This window comes from Pseudomonas sp. L7 (assembly GCF_046605565.1).
Taxonomy (GTDB): Bacteria; Pseudomonadota; Gammaproteobacteria; order Pseudomonadales; family Pseudomonadaceae; genus Aquipseudomonas; species Aquipseudomonas wayambapalatensis.
The window spans coordinates 1,427,122-1,441,027 of record NZ_CP176784.1; the positions used below are offsets into that span (position 1 = coordinate 1,427,122).

Genomic DNA, 13,906 nt, shown 5'->3' on the forward strand with positions numbered 1-13,906 from the left:
TGCAAAAGAGGTCAACAGTGGGGGCTTGCCGGGGCGGGGGCCTACGCCAAGAACACCGCGCTGCATGGCACCGGCTCTGCCGGTGATCGCGGGACAAGTCGGGGCGCCGAACCGCCGCTCCCACAGGGGATTAGGCTGGCCTTTAGGACTTGAACAAGACAGTTGCTCCCACCGGGAGAGAGCAGGCTGTCCACGAACTTACAGAACCACGCTTGGCAGCCACAGCGAGATGGCCGGGATGTAGGTCACCGCCATCAGTACCATGAACAGCGCCAGGTAGAACGGCAGCAGCGCCTTGACCGTCGCCTCGATACTGACCTTGCCGATCGCCGAGCCGACGAATAACACCGCCCCCACCGGCGGGGTGATCAGGCCGATACCGAGGTTGACCAGCATGATCATGCCGAAGTGCACAGGGTCCACGCCGATGCCAGTGATCACCGGCAGCAGGATCGGGGTGAGGATCAGGATCAGCGGCGCCATGTCCATCACCGTGCCCAGCAGCAGGAGCATGAAGTTGATGCACATCAGGATCACGTAGCGGTTGTCCGACAGGGTCAAGAACGCAGTGGTGATCTTCGACGGGATCTGCATCAGCGTCATCACGTAGCCGAAGCTGGCTGCGAAGCCGATCAGGATCATCACGATGGAGATGGTTCGCACCGTGCGATGCATCAGCTTGGGCAGGTCGCGCCACTTGTAGTCGCGGTAGATGAACATTGTCACGAAGAACGACCACACCACCGCCACGGCCGCCGACTCGGTGGCGGTGAACACGCCCGAGAGAATGCCGCCGAGGATGATCACCATGGCCATCAGGCCCCAAAGCGCTTCACCGGCGATCTTCAGCGCCTGGCGCATCGGGATCACTTCGCCCTTGGGGTAGTTGCGCTTCTTGGCGAACAACAGGCACAGGCCCATCATCACCGCACTGAGCAGCAGCCCCGGCATCACCCCGGCCATGAACAGCGAGGCGATCGATACCGAGCCGCCTGCGGCCAGCGAATAGAGCACCGAGTTGTGGCTTGGTGGGGTGAGCAGTGCCTGCACCGAGCCGCTGACGGTCACCGCCGTGGAGAATTCGCGCGGATAACCTTTGCGCTCCATTTCCGGAATCAGCACCGAACCGACCGACGCCGTGTCGGCCACCGAGGAGCCGGAAATCGCGCCGAAGAAGGTCGAGGCCATGATATTGACCAGCGACAGCCCGCCACGCACGAAGCCCACCAGCACCCCGGCGAAAGCCACCAGGCGCCGCGACATGCCGCCCTCGGCCATGATCGCACCGGCCAGCACGAAGAATGGAATGGCCAGCAGCGAAAACTTGTTAACCCCGCTTGCCACCTGGATCATCATTGCCTGCAGCGGAATGTCGATCCACCAGGCACCGATCAGTGCAGAGAGCCCCAGCGCATAAGCCACCGGCATGCCCAGCAGGATGAGCGCGATGAAACTGCCCAACAGAATGAACGCATCCATTTATGCCGCTCCTTCGCTTTCTTCCACCAGGTCGAAGCGCACCACCTTGCGGTTGCTCTGATCGCCCAGCACGAGTTTTTCCAGCACGAAGATCAAGGTCAGTACGCCGCCCACCGGGATCGGCGCATAGGTCATGCCCACCCGCACGCCCGGCAGCGAGGCGAGAAACTGGTTCCACGTCGTGATGCACAGTTTGGTGCCGTACCAGGTCATGAACAGGCACACCACGATCATCAGCACCTGCACCAGCACGCCAACCAGCTGGCGCAGTGGTGCGGGCATGCGGTCGGTGAGCATCGCCACCGCCATGTGCGCGCCGGCGCGATAGCTGGCGGCGGCGCCGACGAAGGTGAACACCACCATCAGCAGGATCGCCACCGGCTCCGGCCAACTGGAGCCGGTGCCGAGCACGTAACGGGCGAAGATGCCCCAGGGAATGATCAGCGACATGGCCAGGATCGACAGGCCAGCGATCCAGATGCAGCTGCTGTAGAGCCTGTCGTTCAGGCGCAGGAAAAACGTTTTCATGGGCATCACCAGGAGGCGGCACGGCGGGCGCCGTGCTGCCGGAGTCGTCTGGAAGGAGTGGCTTACTCGACCGCGTCGATGCGTTTCATCAGGTCGGCGTACTGCGCACCGTATTTTTCGCGTACCGGGGCAGTGGCGTCATAGAACGGCTTGGTGTCCACGGCGATGAACTCGACACCCGCGGCCTTGAGTTTCTCTTCGCTGGCGGCGGACTTGGCGTCCCACAGTTCGCGCTCTTCCATCTGCGCTTCACGCGCGACTTTCTTCACCAGTGCCTGCTGGTCCGGTGTGAGCTTGTTCCAGGTGGTCTTGGACATCACCACCGGCTCCGGCAGGATCAGGTGGTTGGTCAGGGTGAAGTACTTGGCGCTCTGGTAGTGGTTGTGCTCGAGCAAGGTCGGCGGGTTGTTTTCGGCGCCGTCGATCACCCCGGTCTGCAGGGCGCTGAAGATTTCGCCGGTGTCCATGGCGATGCCGTTGCCGCCCATGGCGTTGATCATGTCGATGAACAGCGGGTTGCCCTGTACGCGGATCTTCATGCCCTTGAGGTCATCGATGCTGCGCACCGGCTTCTTGGTGTAGATGCTGCGCGAGCCGCCATCCATCCAGGCCAGTGCCACCAGGTTGAATTCGGAGTTGGTGATTTTGTCGAGGATCTCCTGACCGATCTCGCCATCGATGATCTTGCGCATGTGCGCCTGGTCGCGGAACACGAATGGCATGTTGAACACGTTCACATCCGGCACCACCGGGCCGACAATCCCCAGGCTCACGCGGGTCATCTGCACCGCGCCGATCTGCGACTGTTCGATGACTTCCTTTTCCGAGCCGAGCACACCGCCGGCGAACATCTTGAAGGTGATCTCGCCATTGCTGGCCTGTTCGAGTTTCTTGCCCATGTTCTGCTCGGCGACCACCGTCGGGTAGCCGGCTGGGTGGATCTCGGCGAACTTGATGTCCAGTGCGCTGGCGGCACTGGACAGACCGAGGGCCAAGGGGAGGGCGGCAAGAAGCAACGTGCGTTTGAAGGTCATGATGAAACTCCGTGGTTTTTATTATCTGGTTTCGGTTGTGCAGGTGTGGGTGGGCTGGGCGGTCAGCCTTGCCAGGGTGTTTCCTCCAGGCCCTTGACGCCGAGATTCAGGGCGAACACGCCGCCGGCCAGCGGCTGGTCGGCGAGGTCGATGCCATCGGGGCGGATCGAGGTGACGTACAGGGTGTCGAGCTGAGGGCCACCGAAGGCGCACATCGCCGGCTTCTTCACCGGCACGTGCAGCGAGCGGTCCAGGCGGCCATCGGGGGCAAAGCGATGGATCACCCCCTCGTCGTTGCCGCAGATCCAGTAGCAGCCGTCCTGGTCGACGGCCGCGCCATCGGGGCGGCCTGGATGCTCGCGCATGTCGACGAACAGCTGCTGGTTATGGGGCGTACCGCTGTCGGTGTCGTAGTCGAACGACCAGATCTTCTGCACCGTCGGGTGCGAGTCGGACAGGTACATGCGCCTGCCGTCCGGGCTGAAGGCCAGGCCGTTGGGCACGATCATGCCGTCGAGCTGGCAATGCAGGTGGTCCTTGCCATCGAGGCGGTAGAGTGCGCCGACCTGGGCGCCTTGCTGCATGTCCATCAGCATGGTGCCGGCCCAGAAACGGCCCTGGCGGTCACAGCGCCCGTCGTTGAAGCGCATGCGGTCGCGGGCATGCTCGACGCTGGCCAGGAGCGTGCCGAGCAGGCGCCCGTCCGCGGTCGGTTCAAGGGTGAACAGGCCGGTCTCCATCGCCGCGACCCAGCCCTGTGCGCCACGGGCGATGCAGGCCAGCATTTCATCGCCCTGCCAGACGTCGTGCTTGCCATCGGCCAGGCGCCAGCGCTGCAGTTGGCGGGCGGGAATATCGACCCAGTACAGGGCCTGCTCGCCGGCATGCCACACCGGGCTTTCCCCGGTGGCGTTGCGCGCGTCGACGATCAGTTCACAGTGCTGCATGGTGCTGCTCCTTGCACGCAGTGGCGCTCAATCGAAGGGGCCGGCAGCGACGAAGGCGCCGCCCTGGTAGACCATGCTGGGGTCGTCGGCGGGGGGCGCGGGCCTTGATTCGACGTCGGCGCGGAACACCTCCGAGCTGTCCTTGGGCTGGTAGCCCAGGTGCTCGGCGTGGCGGTTGTCCCACCAGACGGTGCGGTTGTCGGACGCGCCATAGACCACGGTGTGGCCGACGTCGGGGGTGCGCAGGCTGCGTTCGATGAGTTGCAGCAGGTCGTCGTAGCTCAGCCAGGTGCAAAGCATTCGCGGGTTCTGCGGTTGCGGGAAGGACGAGCCGATACGGATGCTGACGGTCTCGATGCCGTAGCGGTCGAAGTAGAAGCTGGCCAGGTCCTCGCCGTAGCTCTTGGACAAGCCGTAATAGCCATCGGGGCGGCGAGGGGAGTGGGCATCGAGCCGCTCGTCCTGGCGATAGAAGCCGATCACATGGTTGGAACTGGCGAAGACGACGCGTTTTACCCCATGCTTGCGCGCCGCTTCGTAGATGTGGAACACCCCGCAGATATTGGGGCCGAGGATATCCTCGAAACTGTGCTCGGTGGACACCCCGCCAAAATGCAGGATGGCATCGACGCCTTCGACCAGCGCGTGTACCGCAGCCTTGTCGGCCAGGTCGCAGGTGATCACTTCTTCATGCGGACCGGCAGCAGGTGCCATCGGGGCGATATCGGAAAGGCGCAGGACTTCGGCGCTGCCTTTGAGGCGTTCGCGAAGCACCTGGCCCAGGCCGCCTGCCGCTCCGGTGAGCAGCAGGCGTTTGAAGGGAGTAGTGGTCATGGCCAGCTCTTGTCGTTGATTGTTGTAGGTTGTCGTACGACATGGGTCGATTATCGACAGCGAGTTCGCGGCTTGTCAATGCATTGATGGTATCGGTTTACAGGATCGACAGCGGATAGTTGAAGATCAGCCGGTTCTCGTCGAACTCGTTGTTGCTGAAGCTGCGGCGGATGTTGGAGTTGCGCCACTTCACGCTCAGATCCTTGAACGGGCCGCTCTGGATCACGTAGGCCAGTTCCGATTCACGCACCCACTCCTTGCCATCGCTCACCGCGCCGCTGTGCACATCGCGGCCGCTGATGTAGCGGTTCATCATGCTCAGGCCGGGGATGCCGACGGTGACGAAGTTGAAGTCGTGGCGCACTTGCCAGGAGCGTTCGTTGGCGTTGTCGAAGCTGGCGTTGTAGCTGTCGTTGGCCAGGGTGCCGCCGCTGGTGCCGTTGACCCGCATCCAGGTATCGCCGCTGACCTTCTGCAGGCCGACCCAGAAGGTATGGCCGGCATAGCGTGCCGAGAACATGCCCGAGTAGGTCTTGTTGTCGAGCTTGCCGGCGCGTTCGGCGCCGTCGTCTTCGCCCTGGAAGTAGCCGAGGTTGGCGCCCAGAGTCCAGTCGCCCAGTGGCTGGCTGTGGCTCAGTTGCAGGTACTGCTGCTGGTAGACATCCTTGAGCTGGGCATTCCACAGCCCGACCAGGGTGCGCTTGTCGTTGAAGCTGTATTCGCCGCCGACGAAGTTGAAGCGATCGGACACCCCACGGCCGAAACTCATGTCGTCCATGCTCGCGTCGTTACGCGGGCTGTTGCCGCGGAACTGCCCGCCATAGAGGGTCAGCCCGGCGATCTCGCTGGATGTCACCTGGCCGCCACGGAAGGTCTGCGGCAGCGAGCGGCCATCGTCGGAGCGCAGGATCGGCAGGACCGGCATCCACTCGCCGACCTTCAGCTCGGTCTTGGAGATGCGCGCTTTACCTGCCACGGCCAGGCGACCGAAATCGTCCGCCGGGCGTCCATCGTCATGGCGTGGCAGCAGGGCCGTGCCATAAGTGCCGCCACCACCGTCGAGCTTGACCGACCACAACCCCAGCACATCCACGCCGAAGCCAATCGGCCCCTCGGTGAATCCGGAACGGGCGTCGAGGATGAAGCTTTGTGTCCACTCCTCGGCCTTGCTTTGCGGGTTGCTCGGGTCGACGAAGTTGCGGTTGATGTAGAAGTTGCGCAGGTTCAGGGTCGCCTTGGAGTCTTCGATGAAGCCGGCGGCCAGTGCAGCGTCGGGCAGTGCCCCCAGGGCGGTGGCGCCGAACAGGGCGAAGGGCAGGGTCTGGCGGATTTTCATTATTGTTGTGCTCCCAGCAGTGAGGCAGCCGCCTGCCAGGCACGCGCGAGCGGCCGATTGCAGGGGCGGTGGGGTGAATGGCCCGTCGTGGACCAAGGTGAAACGCGCGAATCGGGCGCTCAGGTGCCCGTTGCTGCCAGCGATTCGCCGCAGCGGCGAATGTTGGAAAGAGGAGGGTGCGAGTAGCGTGGGTAGGATGTCGACATGATGGGCTTCACGAGTTGTTGTTTTTGTTGTGTGTTGTCGTACAACTTTGGCGATTATTAACAACCGCTGAAAACGCTGTCAACGCTTTTGAACAGGGTTTTGCGTCCATATTTATCGGAGGTTTTCCAGTGTTGAGGCTACAGTCGCTCTAGCTCGCCAGTTGCGAAGACATCCTATGACTGGCGAGGTGGCTGGCGCTCGTAACGCGGCCATCCCGACACAGGCTGCGCAGCTTCAAAGGCTGGCAAGGTCGCTGCGATACGGGCCGGTTCAGCCTTGCTTGTCGAGCCAGGCGATCTGTACGCCATCGACTTCGGCGGTGCGGTAGTTGACCTGCGCGGCCATGGTAGGTCGGTCAGGCCAAGGCCCGGGCGAGTGTGCAGAATGCGATACGGTTCATGGTGGTGCTCCAGGGAGCAAGTGATGGGCGGACTTTAGCCAGCACCTTCAGGCGGGAGAACCGGGCAGGGCGGAACAGACCCTAGGCTCTGTATGAAAAGTCTTGAGACGAAGGTCAGGCAAGGCGAAAACAGCCGAGGAACGGCCGGGGTCGCGCTCGACTTTACGAGTTGTAAATGAGCATTCCGAGGCTGTTTTCAACGCAGCATCATCGAGTATCAAGGCTTTTCGTACAGAGCCTAGCGCACGCGCCCCAGCATCTCGATATAGCGCTGCACCGCCGGCGCCTTTTCGAAACGGCGATGCAGCAGGGCCAGGCAGGAGCGCGGCTGGCAATCTTCGATCGGGCGATAGTTGACCTGCGGCAGATTGACCCGGCGCACCATCGACTCCGGCACCACCGCGATGCCCTGGCCCAGCGAGACCAGAGCGACCACCGCCACCAGGCTGCCGGGCTGCGGCCCCAGGTGCGGGGTGAAGCCTCCCTGTGCGGCTACCGCCAAGGTGCCGGAGATCTGCTCGGGCAGGATGAAGGTTTCCCCGGCCAGCCGTGCGGCGTTGATCTGCGGCAGTTCGTTGAGGCGGGAGCTGGAGGGCAGGGCGAGGACGAAGCCTTCTTCCAGCAGCGTAATGGCGTTCAGTTCTTCTGGCAGTTCCATGGGCATTCGTACATAGGCGAGGTCAAGCTGCCCATCACGAACCAGCTCGGGCGAGGCCATCATGGCGACTTCGCGAATATTGAGCTGGACGCCGGGGCAGGATTGACTGAAGTGCGTCACTTGCTGCTGCAAAAGCCCCGAGTACGCGGCAGAAGCCACATAACCCAGTTCGATACGCCCGACATCACCCCGCCCGGCCCGCTGCGCGCCGAGTTGCGCAGCATCGAACTGGCGCACCGCCTGCAACGCCTCGACCCGCAGCGCTTCACCCGCCGCGGTGAGACGCACGGCCCGCTGGCTGCGCTGGAACAGGCGTACGCCAAGCTCGTTTTCCATGTCCTGGATCTGCCGGCTCAGCGTTGGCGGAGCGATGCCCAACTGCTCAGCGGCACGGGTGAAGTGACCGTGCTGGGCAACACTCAGGAAGTAGCGGAAATGGCGGATTTCCATGGGGGCTAGTCAGCTCTGGGGCGCATAAGGGTGCCGCCACGCTACAAGGCCGTTGGTCCGGGTGCCAAGTGCCTAGATAAAAAAACGGCGTGAAATTCGCACTTCACGCCGTGGCCGCACAGGGCACGGCCCAATCACTTCGAACGGCTCAGCCTCGGGAGCCGGTTGCACGCACACTTTGCGTCAGCCCCGCGCCTGCGCCGCTACGAAGCATCCCGATACATACCAGCGACAGTGCGATCGCCAGTCGGCGAACAGCCGGTGCTGCGGTGTTTATCAAGGATCTGGATGGGGTGTTCATGATGTGTCCTGCTCAAAGCATTGATGACCGTTCCATGCTACTGCTGGTGATCGTTGTGATTCGTGAGTAATTGATGTTTACTAATCATATTTCGTGATGAGTTGAAATTCCCTATGTCTTCGCAACCTCCGTCGTCGGCACTTGCCCTGGATATCGTGCTGTTGCGTACCTTCCTTGCGGTGGTCGACCTGCGCGGTTTCGCCGCTGCGGCCGATCGCCTGGCGCTGACGCCGTCAGCGGTCAGCGGCCACATCAAGCGCCTCGAGGAGAGCCTGGGGACGCGCCTGTTGCAGCGCACCACCCGCCAGCTGGACATGACGCCGGCGGGAGAGACGCTCTACACCTACGCCCGCAATATCCTCGACCTGGAGCAGGAAGTGCGGGCACGCCTGCGAGGTGAGTCGCCCGCCGGGCGGTTGGTGATCGGCGCCTCCGAAGACTTCGCCGGCACCTGGCTTGCGCAAGTGCTGCAGGTGTTTCGCCGCGGGCATCCGGGCATCGCCATCGAGTTGCGGGTGGGCATCACCACCGAACTGCTGCGCCAACAGGCGGAGGGGGAACTGGACGTGGTGTTCGGCAAACGCTGCGCACGCATCGAAGACGACAGTGAACTGCTGTGGGAAGAGCCTCTGGTGTGGGCCTTCGCCGAACACACCGCCTTGCCGTCCGATGAGCCCGTACCGCTGTCGGTGTTTCCCGAGCCTTGCGTGTACCGCGAGTCGGCGATCAATGCCCTGGCTGCGGCGGATATCGACTGGCGCCTGGCGTTCGAGAGCCGCAGCATGGCCGGTTGCCTGGCGGCGGCGCAGGCAGGCTTCGCCGTCAGCCCCGTGGCGCAGAGCCAGTTGCGCCAGGGGCTGCGTGCGGTGGACGAAAGCGAGGGCTTGCCGCCGCTGGCGATGGCACGCTTCCATGCCTTCACCGGCAAACCTGCGCCAATGACCCGCGCCCTGGTCGAGGCTGTGCGCGAGGTGGGGCGCAGGCGCCGCTTTGCCAGTGACTGACGCGTATCATCGCCGGGCGTTGCGGGGTGCATGCTTCATGGCTTCCAGTCCCTCCAGGTCATCGGGCGCGACCCCCATCAGTCTGAGCGTCTGGCCCATCACCTTGCTGAACACCGGCGCTGCGACCAGCCCGCCGAAGTAGCCCACTTTGGTCGGCTCGTCGATGACCACGGCGATTGCGTAGCGCGGCTGCGTGGCCGGGGCGAAACCTGCAAACAGCGAGCGATAGGTGCTCTTAGTGTAGCCCTTGCTGCCCACCTGGTTCTTCTTGGCCGTGCCGCTCTTGCCCGCGACGTGGTAGCCAGGCACTCGCGCGCGGTACACGCCCTTGTTCGCCTCCACCACCTGCTGCAGCATTTCTTGCACCGTGCGCGCCACCGGCTCGGGTATGACCTGCGGAGCGTTCACCGGCGTGTCGACCTTGACCAGGCTCAAGGGCGCGTTGCGCCCGTTATTGGCGATCACTGCATAGGCGTGGGCCAGTTGCGCTGTGGTGATCGAAAGGCCGTAGCCATACGACAGGGTCGCGGTTTCCGCCGGGCGCCACTGCCGGTAGTTCGGCAGGTTGCCACTGCGTTCACCGGGGAAGTTCAGGCCGCTGTCCTGGCCCAGCCCGACGTCGCGCATGAGGTTGAAGATCGCCTCGCCTCCGATGTCGAAGGCGACCTTGCTCATGCCCACGTTGCTCGAGCGGATCAGGATGCCGGTCAGGTCCAGCACCGGTCCTTCGCTGCGCGACACGTCGCGGATGGTGTAGTTGCCGATACGCAGCGTGCCGGGGAACACCTCCACCTTGTCCTGCGGTTTCCAGCGGCCACTGAGCAGCGCTGCGCTCATCGACAGCGGTTTCATGGTCGAGCCCGGTTCGAAGACATCCACCAGCGCCCGGTTGCGCATCATCGCCGGGCGCACGTGGCGACGGTTGTTGGGGTTGTAGGTCGGCTGCGACGCCATGGCCAGCACTTCTCCGCTGTGCACATCGAGAATCACCAGGCTCGCCGCGCTGGCGCCATAGTCGAGCATCGCCTGGGCCAGCTCGCGTTGGGCGATGTGCTGCAGGCGGGCATCGATCGACAGGACCAGGTCCTGGCCGGGGCGGGCATTGCGCAGCACCTGCAGTTCGCTGATCACATCGCCACGACGATTCTTCAGCACCTGGCGCCTGCCTGGAATACCTGCCAGCCAGCTGTCGAAGGCCAGCTCCAGGCCTTCGCGCCCATGGTCGTCGATGTCGGTGAAGCCGATGACCGACGCCAGGCTGTTGGCGCTGGGGTAGAAGCGGCGAAACTCTTCGAGTTCGAACACCCCGGGAATCTGCTGGGCCTTGATACGCGCCATGGCGGCTTCGCCCACCTCCGGGGTCAGGCCGCGCGCCAGGTACACGAAACCACGCCGGGCGTGGCGCGTCAGGTGGTCGCTCAAGGTGGCCGGGGCGATACCCAGCGCCTCGGCCAGCAGTGGCCACTTGTCCTGGGCGTCAGCGAGCAGCCGCGGGTTGGCCCACACCGTGACCACGGGCGTGCTCACTGCCAGCGGTGCGTGGTTGCGGTCGGTGATCATTCCGCGATGGGCCGGGATCGCGATCACCCTCAGGCTGCGTGCATCGCCCTGGCGCTGGAGAAATCCCTGGCTGTCGAGCTGCAGTTGGACGATGCGCACCATCAAGCCTCCTGCCAGCAGCAGGAGCAAGCCGACGACAAAGCGGAACCGCCAGGGATAGAGCGCACCTTCGACACCGTCGTTCAACGTTCGGGCGCGACGCTTTACTGCATGAACCATCGGGGAACCGGCAGCTTGAGTTTTTCCAGCGTCGAGGAGTCGATCGCCCCGGTCACGCCGATGTCGTAGTCCATCTGGAACGCGACCAGCGCCGATTGGGTGTCACGCCCCAGCAGCCCGTCCACCGGGCCGGGGTAGTACTGCAGTTGCAGCAGTGCACTCTGCACGGAGGTCACCAGTGAGTTTTCCCGGTCGGCCTCCACGTGCTGGCCGTAGACGTCGTCGTAGTAGCGCGCCAGCTTGCGGTTGCAGGGTGAGCTGCTGGCCGATTGCAGGCAGCCTGCGGGGTCGATTTCGGTGGTGTTTCGCAGGTCGGCGGTAAGGCCCAGCGCGGCCACAGCGAACAGACCAAGGGTGCCCAGGGTGAGGGAAAGGTTGCGCCCGTTCATGAGTGTTCTCCTGACTGGCAATAAGGGTGGATGTGTAACTGGCACTGCCTCTCGATCCCAATGGCTTGCATTGGGGGCGTTGTGTTGCTTGCAGGGGTGAGGTATCAGCACGCCCCCGGCGAAGCCGGGGGGTGAGATGTCTTGTTGGAATGGGGGACGTGCGGGTAGGTAGTCAGCGAGTCGATCAGGCGTCTTGCAGGGCATCGCGATAGGCGAACAGCCCGGGTGTTCCGCCGGTCATGACGAACAGCAGGTTGTCGCCGCGCACATGGCGGTCGCTCTGCAGGTCGGCGAGCAGGCCGGCGAATGCCTTGCCGGAATACACAGGGTCCAGCAGCAGGCCTTGATGGCGGGCCATCAGGCGCAGAGCATTGAGCATCTCGGGAGTTGGTAGCCCATAGCCTTTGCCAAGGTAATTTCCATCCACCTCGATATCGTGCGCTTCGATGTCGGCTGGCAGGCCAAGCAGGGTTTGGACATGGTGTGACAAATCCAAGGTCTGGCGTTGTGCAGTGCTCGCGTCTGCCAGTACCGCATAGGATTTCACCAAGTTGGCGCCACGTCCGAGGGCGGCGAATCCTGCACTGAGGCCGGCATGGGTGCCGGAACTGCCGTTGGCCGTGAACACCCGCGTGAACTGCACGGCCAGGGCCTGCTCCTGCTCGGCGATTTCCTGTGCGGCCCTGACATAACCCAGGCAACCCAGGGCAGTCGAGCCGCCGGTGGGGATCACCTTGACCTTGTGGCCCGCCTTCTCAAGTTGCGCTGCACGCAGCTCGGCCCAATGCAGCGCGCTGATCCCGTCGGGGCTGATATGCACCTTGGCGCCGAAAAGCTCGTCCAGCAGCACGTTGCCGCTGTGCTCGTATTCTTCGCCATCCTTGGCGACTGCCCGCGACAGCACCAGTTCGCAGGGCAGGCCCAGTGACGCACAGGCCGCCGCGGTCAATCTCGCGTGGTTGGACTGCAGGCCTCCGACGGTGATGACATGCTCGATACCGTCATGCAGCGCTGCGCCCAGCAGAAATTCGAGTTTCCTCAGTTTGTTGCCACCGCCACCGAGCGCCATGAAGTCGTCCCGCTTGGCGAACAGGCGGATACCGCGCGCGTCGAGCCCCAAGACCTGTTCCAGCGCGACGAGGCGCTGAATGGGCGTGGCCTGTTCGATCAAGCACGTGCGTGGGAACCGTTCGAGCAGGGAGGTGAGCGACCTCATGATGAAACACCGTGGTTGTGAGTTGACGAAGACACGTTATTGGAAAATTATCTGTTAATAAATAACGGTTTCGTTCAATTAATTTTAACTGAGAGTTAAATATGGATCGTCTGCGCGCGATGGAAGTCTTCGTCACCGTGGTGGAGCAAGGCAGCTTCAGCGCGGCTGCCGAGCACCTGCGGCTGTCGACCGTGATGGTCAGCAAGTACATCCGTGGGCTGGAAGAAGCGCTGCAGATGGAGTTGATCCAGCGCAGTACCAGGCGCATGCACGTCACCGAGGCGGGAAGGGTGTTTTATGAAGAGTCCCGCCAGGCGCTGGAGCAGGTGCGCCGGGCCTACGAGCAAGTCGAGAGCTTGCAGAAGGCACCCAGCGGCCTGCTGCGAATCAGTGCACCGATGACCTTGGGCTCGGCGCTGGTGGCGCCGATCGTGGCGCAGTTTCTGCGGGAGCATCCGCAGATGCGCGTCGATCTGGTCCTGAGCAACAGTGTAGTCGACCTCATGGCCGAGGGTTTCGACCTGGCGTTTCGTATCGGCGAGCTGGGAGATGTGGATCTGGTCGCCAAGCCGCTGCGCCCCTATCGCATGGTGATCTGTGCGGCCCCGGCCTATCTGAACGAACAGGGTTGGCCCACGGTGCCGGCCGATCTCGGCAAGCACCGCTTGCTGGTTCATTCCAGCTGGACCCATCGCTTCACCTGGCCGTTGCAGGACGCCGGGCGTGAATACTCCTGGCCGGAACACTGGACGCTCAAGAGCAACGATGGCCAGGTGCTGCGCCTGGCTGCGATCAGTGGCAACGGCATTCTCATGCAGCCGGAATTCCTGGTGGCCGATGACCTGCGCGAGGGGCGCCTGGTCTCGCTACTAGAACCCTTTCTGCCGGCGACTCGCCCGGTCAACCTGGTCTACCTGCGCCAGCGCAGCGTGTTGTCCAAGCTCGACGCCTTTGTGCGGTTTGTGATGCAGCGCGCCGGCTAGCGTCTCAGGGCAGGGCCTCGAACACCGGGGCCATGCGTTCACGCGAGCGCAGGATGTGCTGGCGCATGGCCTCTGCCGCGCTTTGCGGGGACCGTTGCCGGGTTACCGCGGCCACTGCTGCACAAGCGCCCAGGCATGCCACTGGAGGAGGTGCCGTCGGGGTGTGTGATCGAAGCGGTCAGTGACCAGCACGCCCATGTGCGGGTGCCGGTGGACAGCTATTTTGCGGTGGGCGATGTGATCAGCCTGGGCGTTTCGCATCCTTGCACCACGTTCGACAAGTAGCGGTTGTTGTACTTGGTGGATGGCGATTACCGGGTTGCCAATGTGGTGCAGACGTTCTTCTGAGGATTGGCAGTTG

At 63.4% G+C, this 13,906-nt stretch carries 13 protein-coding genes; 3 read left to right on the top strand and 10 right to left on the bottom strand.

From position 1 onward, the window contains the following. Positions 1-198: 198 nt before the first annotated feature. The 7 genes from ACK3BK_RS06805 to ACK3BK_RS06835 all read right to left on the bottom strand — a co-directional run bounded on the left by ACK3BK_RS06805 (position 199) and on the right by ACK3BK_RS06835 (position 7,873). Positions 199-1,479, bottom strand: coding sequence for a TRAP transporter large permease (locus tag ACK3BK_RS06805; protein WP_186722317.1), 1,281 nt, complete (start codon positions 1,477-1,479; stop codon positions 199-201). Further along, positions 1,480-2,007: a TRAP transporter small permease gene (locus tag ACK3BK_RS06810; RefSeq protein ID WP_186666987.1), complete on the bottom strand. Its 528-nt coding sequence runs from the start codon at positions 2,005-2,007 to the stop codon at positions 1,480-1,482. A 62-nt stretch (positions 2,008-2,069) separates the two neighbouring features. Continuing rightward, on the bottom strand, positions 2,070-3,041 hold the full coding sequence (locus tag ACK3BK_RS06815) for a TRAP transporter substrate-binding protein (protein WP_186722321.1): 972 nt from the start codon (positions 3,039-3,041) through the stop codon (positions 2,070-2,072). A gap of 62 nt (positions 3,042-3,103) precedes the next feature. Further along, entirely contained in the window at positions 3,104-3,988 is an 885-nt protein-coding gene (locus ACK3BK_RS06820) for a glucurono-1,5-lactonase (protein WP_411383967.1), read from the bottom strand. A 27-nt stretch (positions 3,989-4,015) separates the two neighbouring features. Continuing rightward, positions 4,016-4,822 (bottom strand): NAD-dependent epimerase/dehydratase family protein, encoded by an 807-nt coding sequence (locus ACK3BK_RS06825; protein WP_186708487.1) that lies wholly within the window; start codon positions 4,820-4,822, stop codon positions 4,016-4,018. A 97-nt stretch (positions 4,823-4,919) separates the two neighbouring features. After that, on the bottom strand, positions 4,920-6,158 hold the full coding sequence (locus ACK3BK_RS06830; protein WP_186666983.1) for an OprD family porin: 1,239 nt from the start codon (positions 6,156-6,158) through the stop codon (positions 4,920-4,922). Between the two features lie 845 nt (positions 6,159-7,003). Continuing rightward, positions 7,004-7,873 (bottom strand): LysR family transcriptional regulator, encoded by an 870-nt coding sequence (locus ACK3BK_RS06835; protein WP_186666982.1) that lies wholly within the window; start codon positions 7,871-7,873, stop codon positions 7,004-7,006. 414 nt (positions 7,874-8,287) lie between these two features. Here ACK3BK_RS06835 and ACK3BK_RS06840 point away from each other — a divergent pair, with 414 nt between their 5' ends. Further along, positions 8,288-9,178 carry a LysR substrate-binding domain-containing protein gene (locus tag ACK3BK_RS06840; protein ID WP_411383968.1) on the top strand — a complete coding sequence of 297 codons (891 nt, stop codon included), beginning with the start codon at positions 8,288-8,290 and terminating at the stop codon, positions 9,176-9,178. Positions 9,179-9,184: 6 nt separating this feature from the next. Here the strand turns inward: ACK3BK_RS06840 and ACK3BK_RS06845 are convergent, their stop codons facing one another. From ACK3BK_RS06845 to ACK3BK_RS06855, 3 genes are all read right to left on the bottom strand, one after another. Beyond that, positions 9,185-10,957: a peptidoglycan D,D-transpeptidase FtsI family protein gene (locus ACK3BK_RS06845; protein ID WP_411383969.1), complete on the bottom strand. Its 1,773-nt coding sequence runs from the start codon at positions 10,955-10,957 to the stop codon at positions 9,185-9,187. Continuing rightward, a complete protein-coding gene (locus ACK3BK_RS06850; protein WP_402765657.1) occupies positions 10,942-11,346 on the bottom strand; it encodes a peptidoglycan-binding protein in 405 nt (134 codons plus the stop codon). The genes ACK3BK_RS06845 and ACK3BK_RS06850 overlap by 16 nt, the downstream gene beginning before the upstream one ends. A 184-nt stretch (positions 11,347-11,530) precedes the next feature. Continuing rightward, complete coding sequence (locus ACK3BK_RS06855) at positions 11,531-12,565, bottom strand: D-cysteine desulfhydrase family protein (RefSeq protein WP_411384449.1); 1,035 nt, start codon at positions 12,563-12,565, stop codon at positions 11,531-11,533. A gap of 98 nt (positions 12,566-12,663) precedes the next feature. Between ACK3BK_RS06855 and ACK3BK_RS06860 the strand changes: the two genes are divergently transcribed. Continuing rightward, complete coding sequence (locus ACK3BK_RS06860; RefSeq protein ID WP_411383970.1) at positions 12,664-13,545, top strand: LysR family transcriptional regulator; 882 nt, start codon at positions 12,664-12,666, stop codon at positions 13,543-13,545. A 135-nt stretch (positions 13,546-13,680) separates the two neighbouring features. Beyond that, positions 13,681-13,830: a hypothetical protein gene (locus tag ACK3BK_RS06865; RefSeq protein ID WP_411383971.1), complete on the top strand. Its 150-nt coding sequence runs from the start codon at positions 13,681-13,683 to the stop codon at positions 13,828-13,830. The last annotated feature ends 76 nt before the right edge of the window (positions 13,831-13,906 follow it).

What these genes read in the sequence shown, in the direction of transcription:
- ACK3BK_RS06805 (WP_186722317.1), bottom strand. Translation starts at nt 1,479, where the DNA reads ATGGATGCGTTCATTCTGTTGGGCAGTTTCATCGCGCTCATCCTGCTG.
- ACK3BK_RS06810 (WP_186666987.1), bottom strand. Translation starts at nt 2,007, where the DNA reads ATGAAAACGTTTTTCCTGCGCCTGAACGACAGGCTCTACAGCAGCTGC.
- ACK3BK_RS06815 (WP_186722321.1), bottom strand. Translation starts at nt 3,041, where the DNA reads ATGACCTTCAAACGCACGTTGCTTCTTGCCGCCCTCCCCTTGGCCCTC.
- ACK3BK_RS06820 (WP_411383967.1), bottom strand. Translation starts at nt 3,988, where the DNA reads ATGCAGCACTGTGAACTGATCGTCGACGCGCGCAACGCCACCGGGGAA.
- ACK3BK_RS06825 (WP_186708487.1), bottom strand. Translation starts at nt 4,822, where the DNA reads ATGACCACTACTCCCTTCAAACGCCTGCTGCTCACCGGAGCGGCAGGC.
- ACK3BK_RS06830 (WP_186666983.1), bottom strand. Translation starts at nt 6,158, where the DNA reads ATGAAAATCCGCCAGACCCTGCCCTTCGCCCTGTTCGGCGCCACCGCC.
- ACK3BK_RS06835 (WP_186666982.1), bottom strand. Translation starts at nt 7,873, where the DNA reads ATGGAAATCCGCCATTTCCGCTACTTCCTGAGTGTTGCCCAGCACGGT.
- ACK3BK_RS06840 (WP_411383968.1), top strand. Translation starts at nt 8,288, where the DNA reads ATGTCTTCGCAACCTCCGTCGTCGGCACTTGCCCTGGATATCGTGCTG.
- ACK3BK_RS06845 (WP_411383969.1), bottom strand. Translation starts at nt 10,957, where the DNA reads ATGGTTCATGCAGTAAAGCGTCGCGCCCGAACGTTGAACGACGGTGTC.
- ACK3BK_RS06850 (WP_402765657.1), bottom strand. Translation starts at nt 11,346, where the DNA reads ATGAACGGGCGCAACCTTTCCCTCACCCTGGGCACCCTTGGTCTGTTC.
- ACK3BK_RS06860 (WP_411383970.1), top strand. Translation starts at nt 12,664, where the DNA reads ATGGATCGTCTGCGCGCGATGGAAGTCTTCGTCACCGTGGTGGAGCAA.
- ACK3BK_RS06865 (WP_411383971.1), top strand. Translation starts at nt 13,681, where the DNA reads ATGCCACTGGAGGAGGTGCCGTCGGGGTGTGTGATCGAAGCGGTCAGT.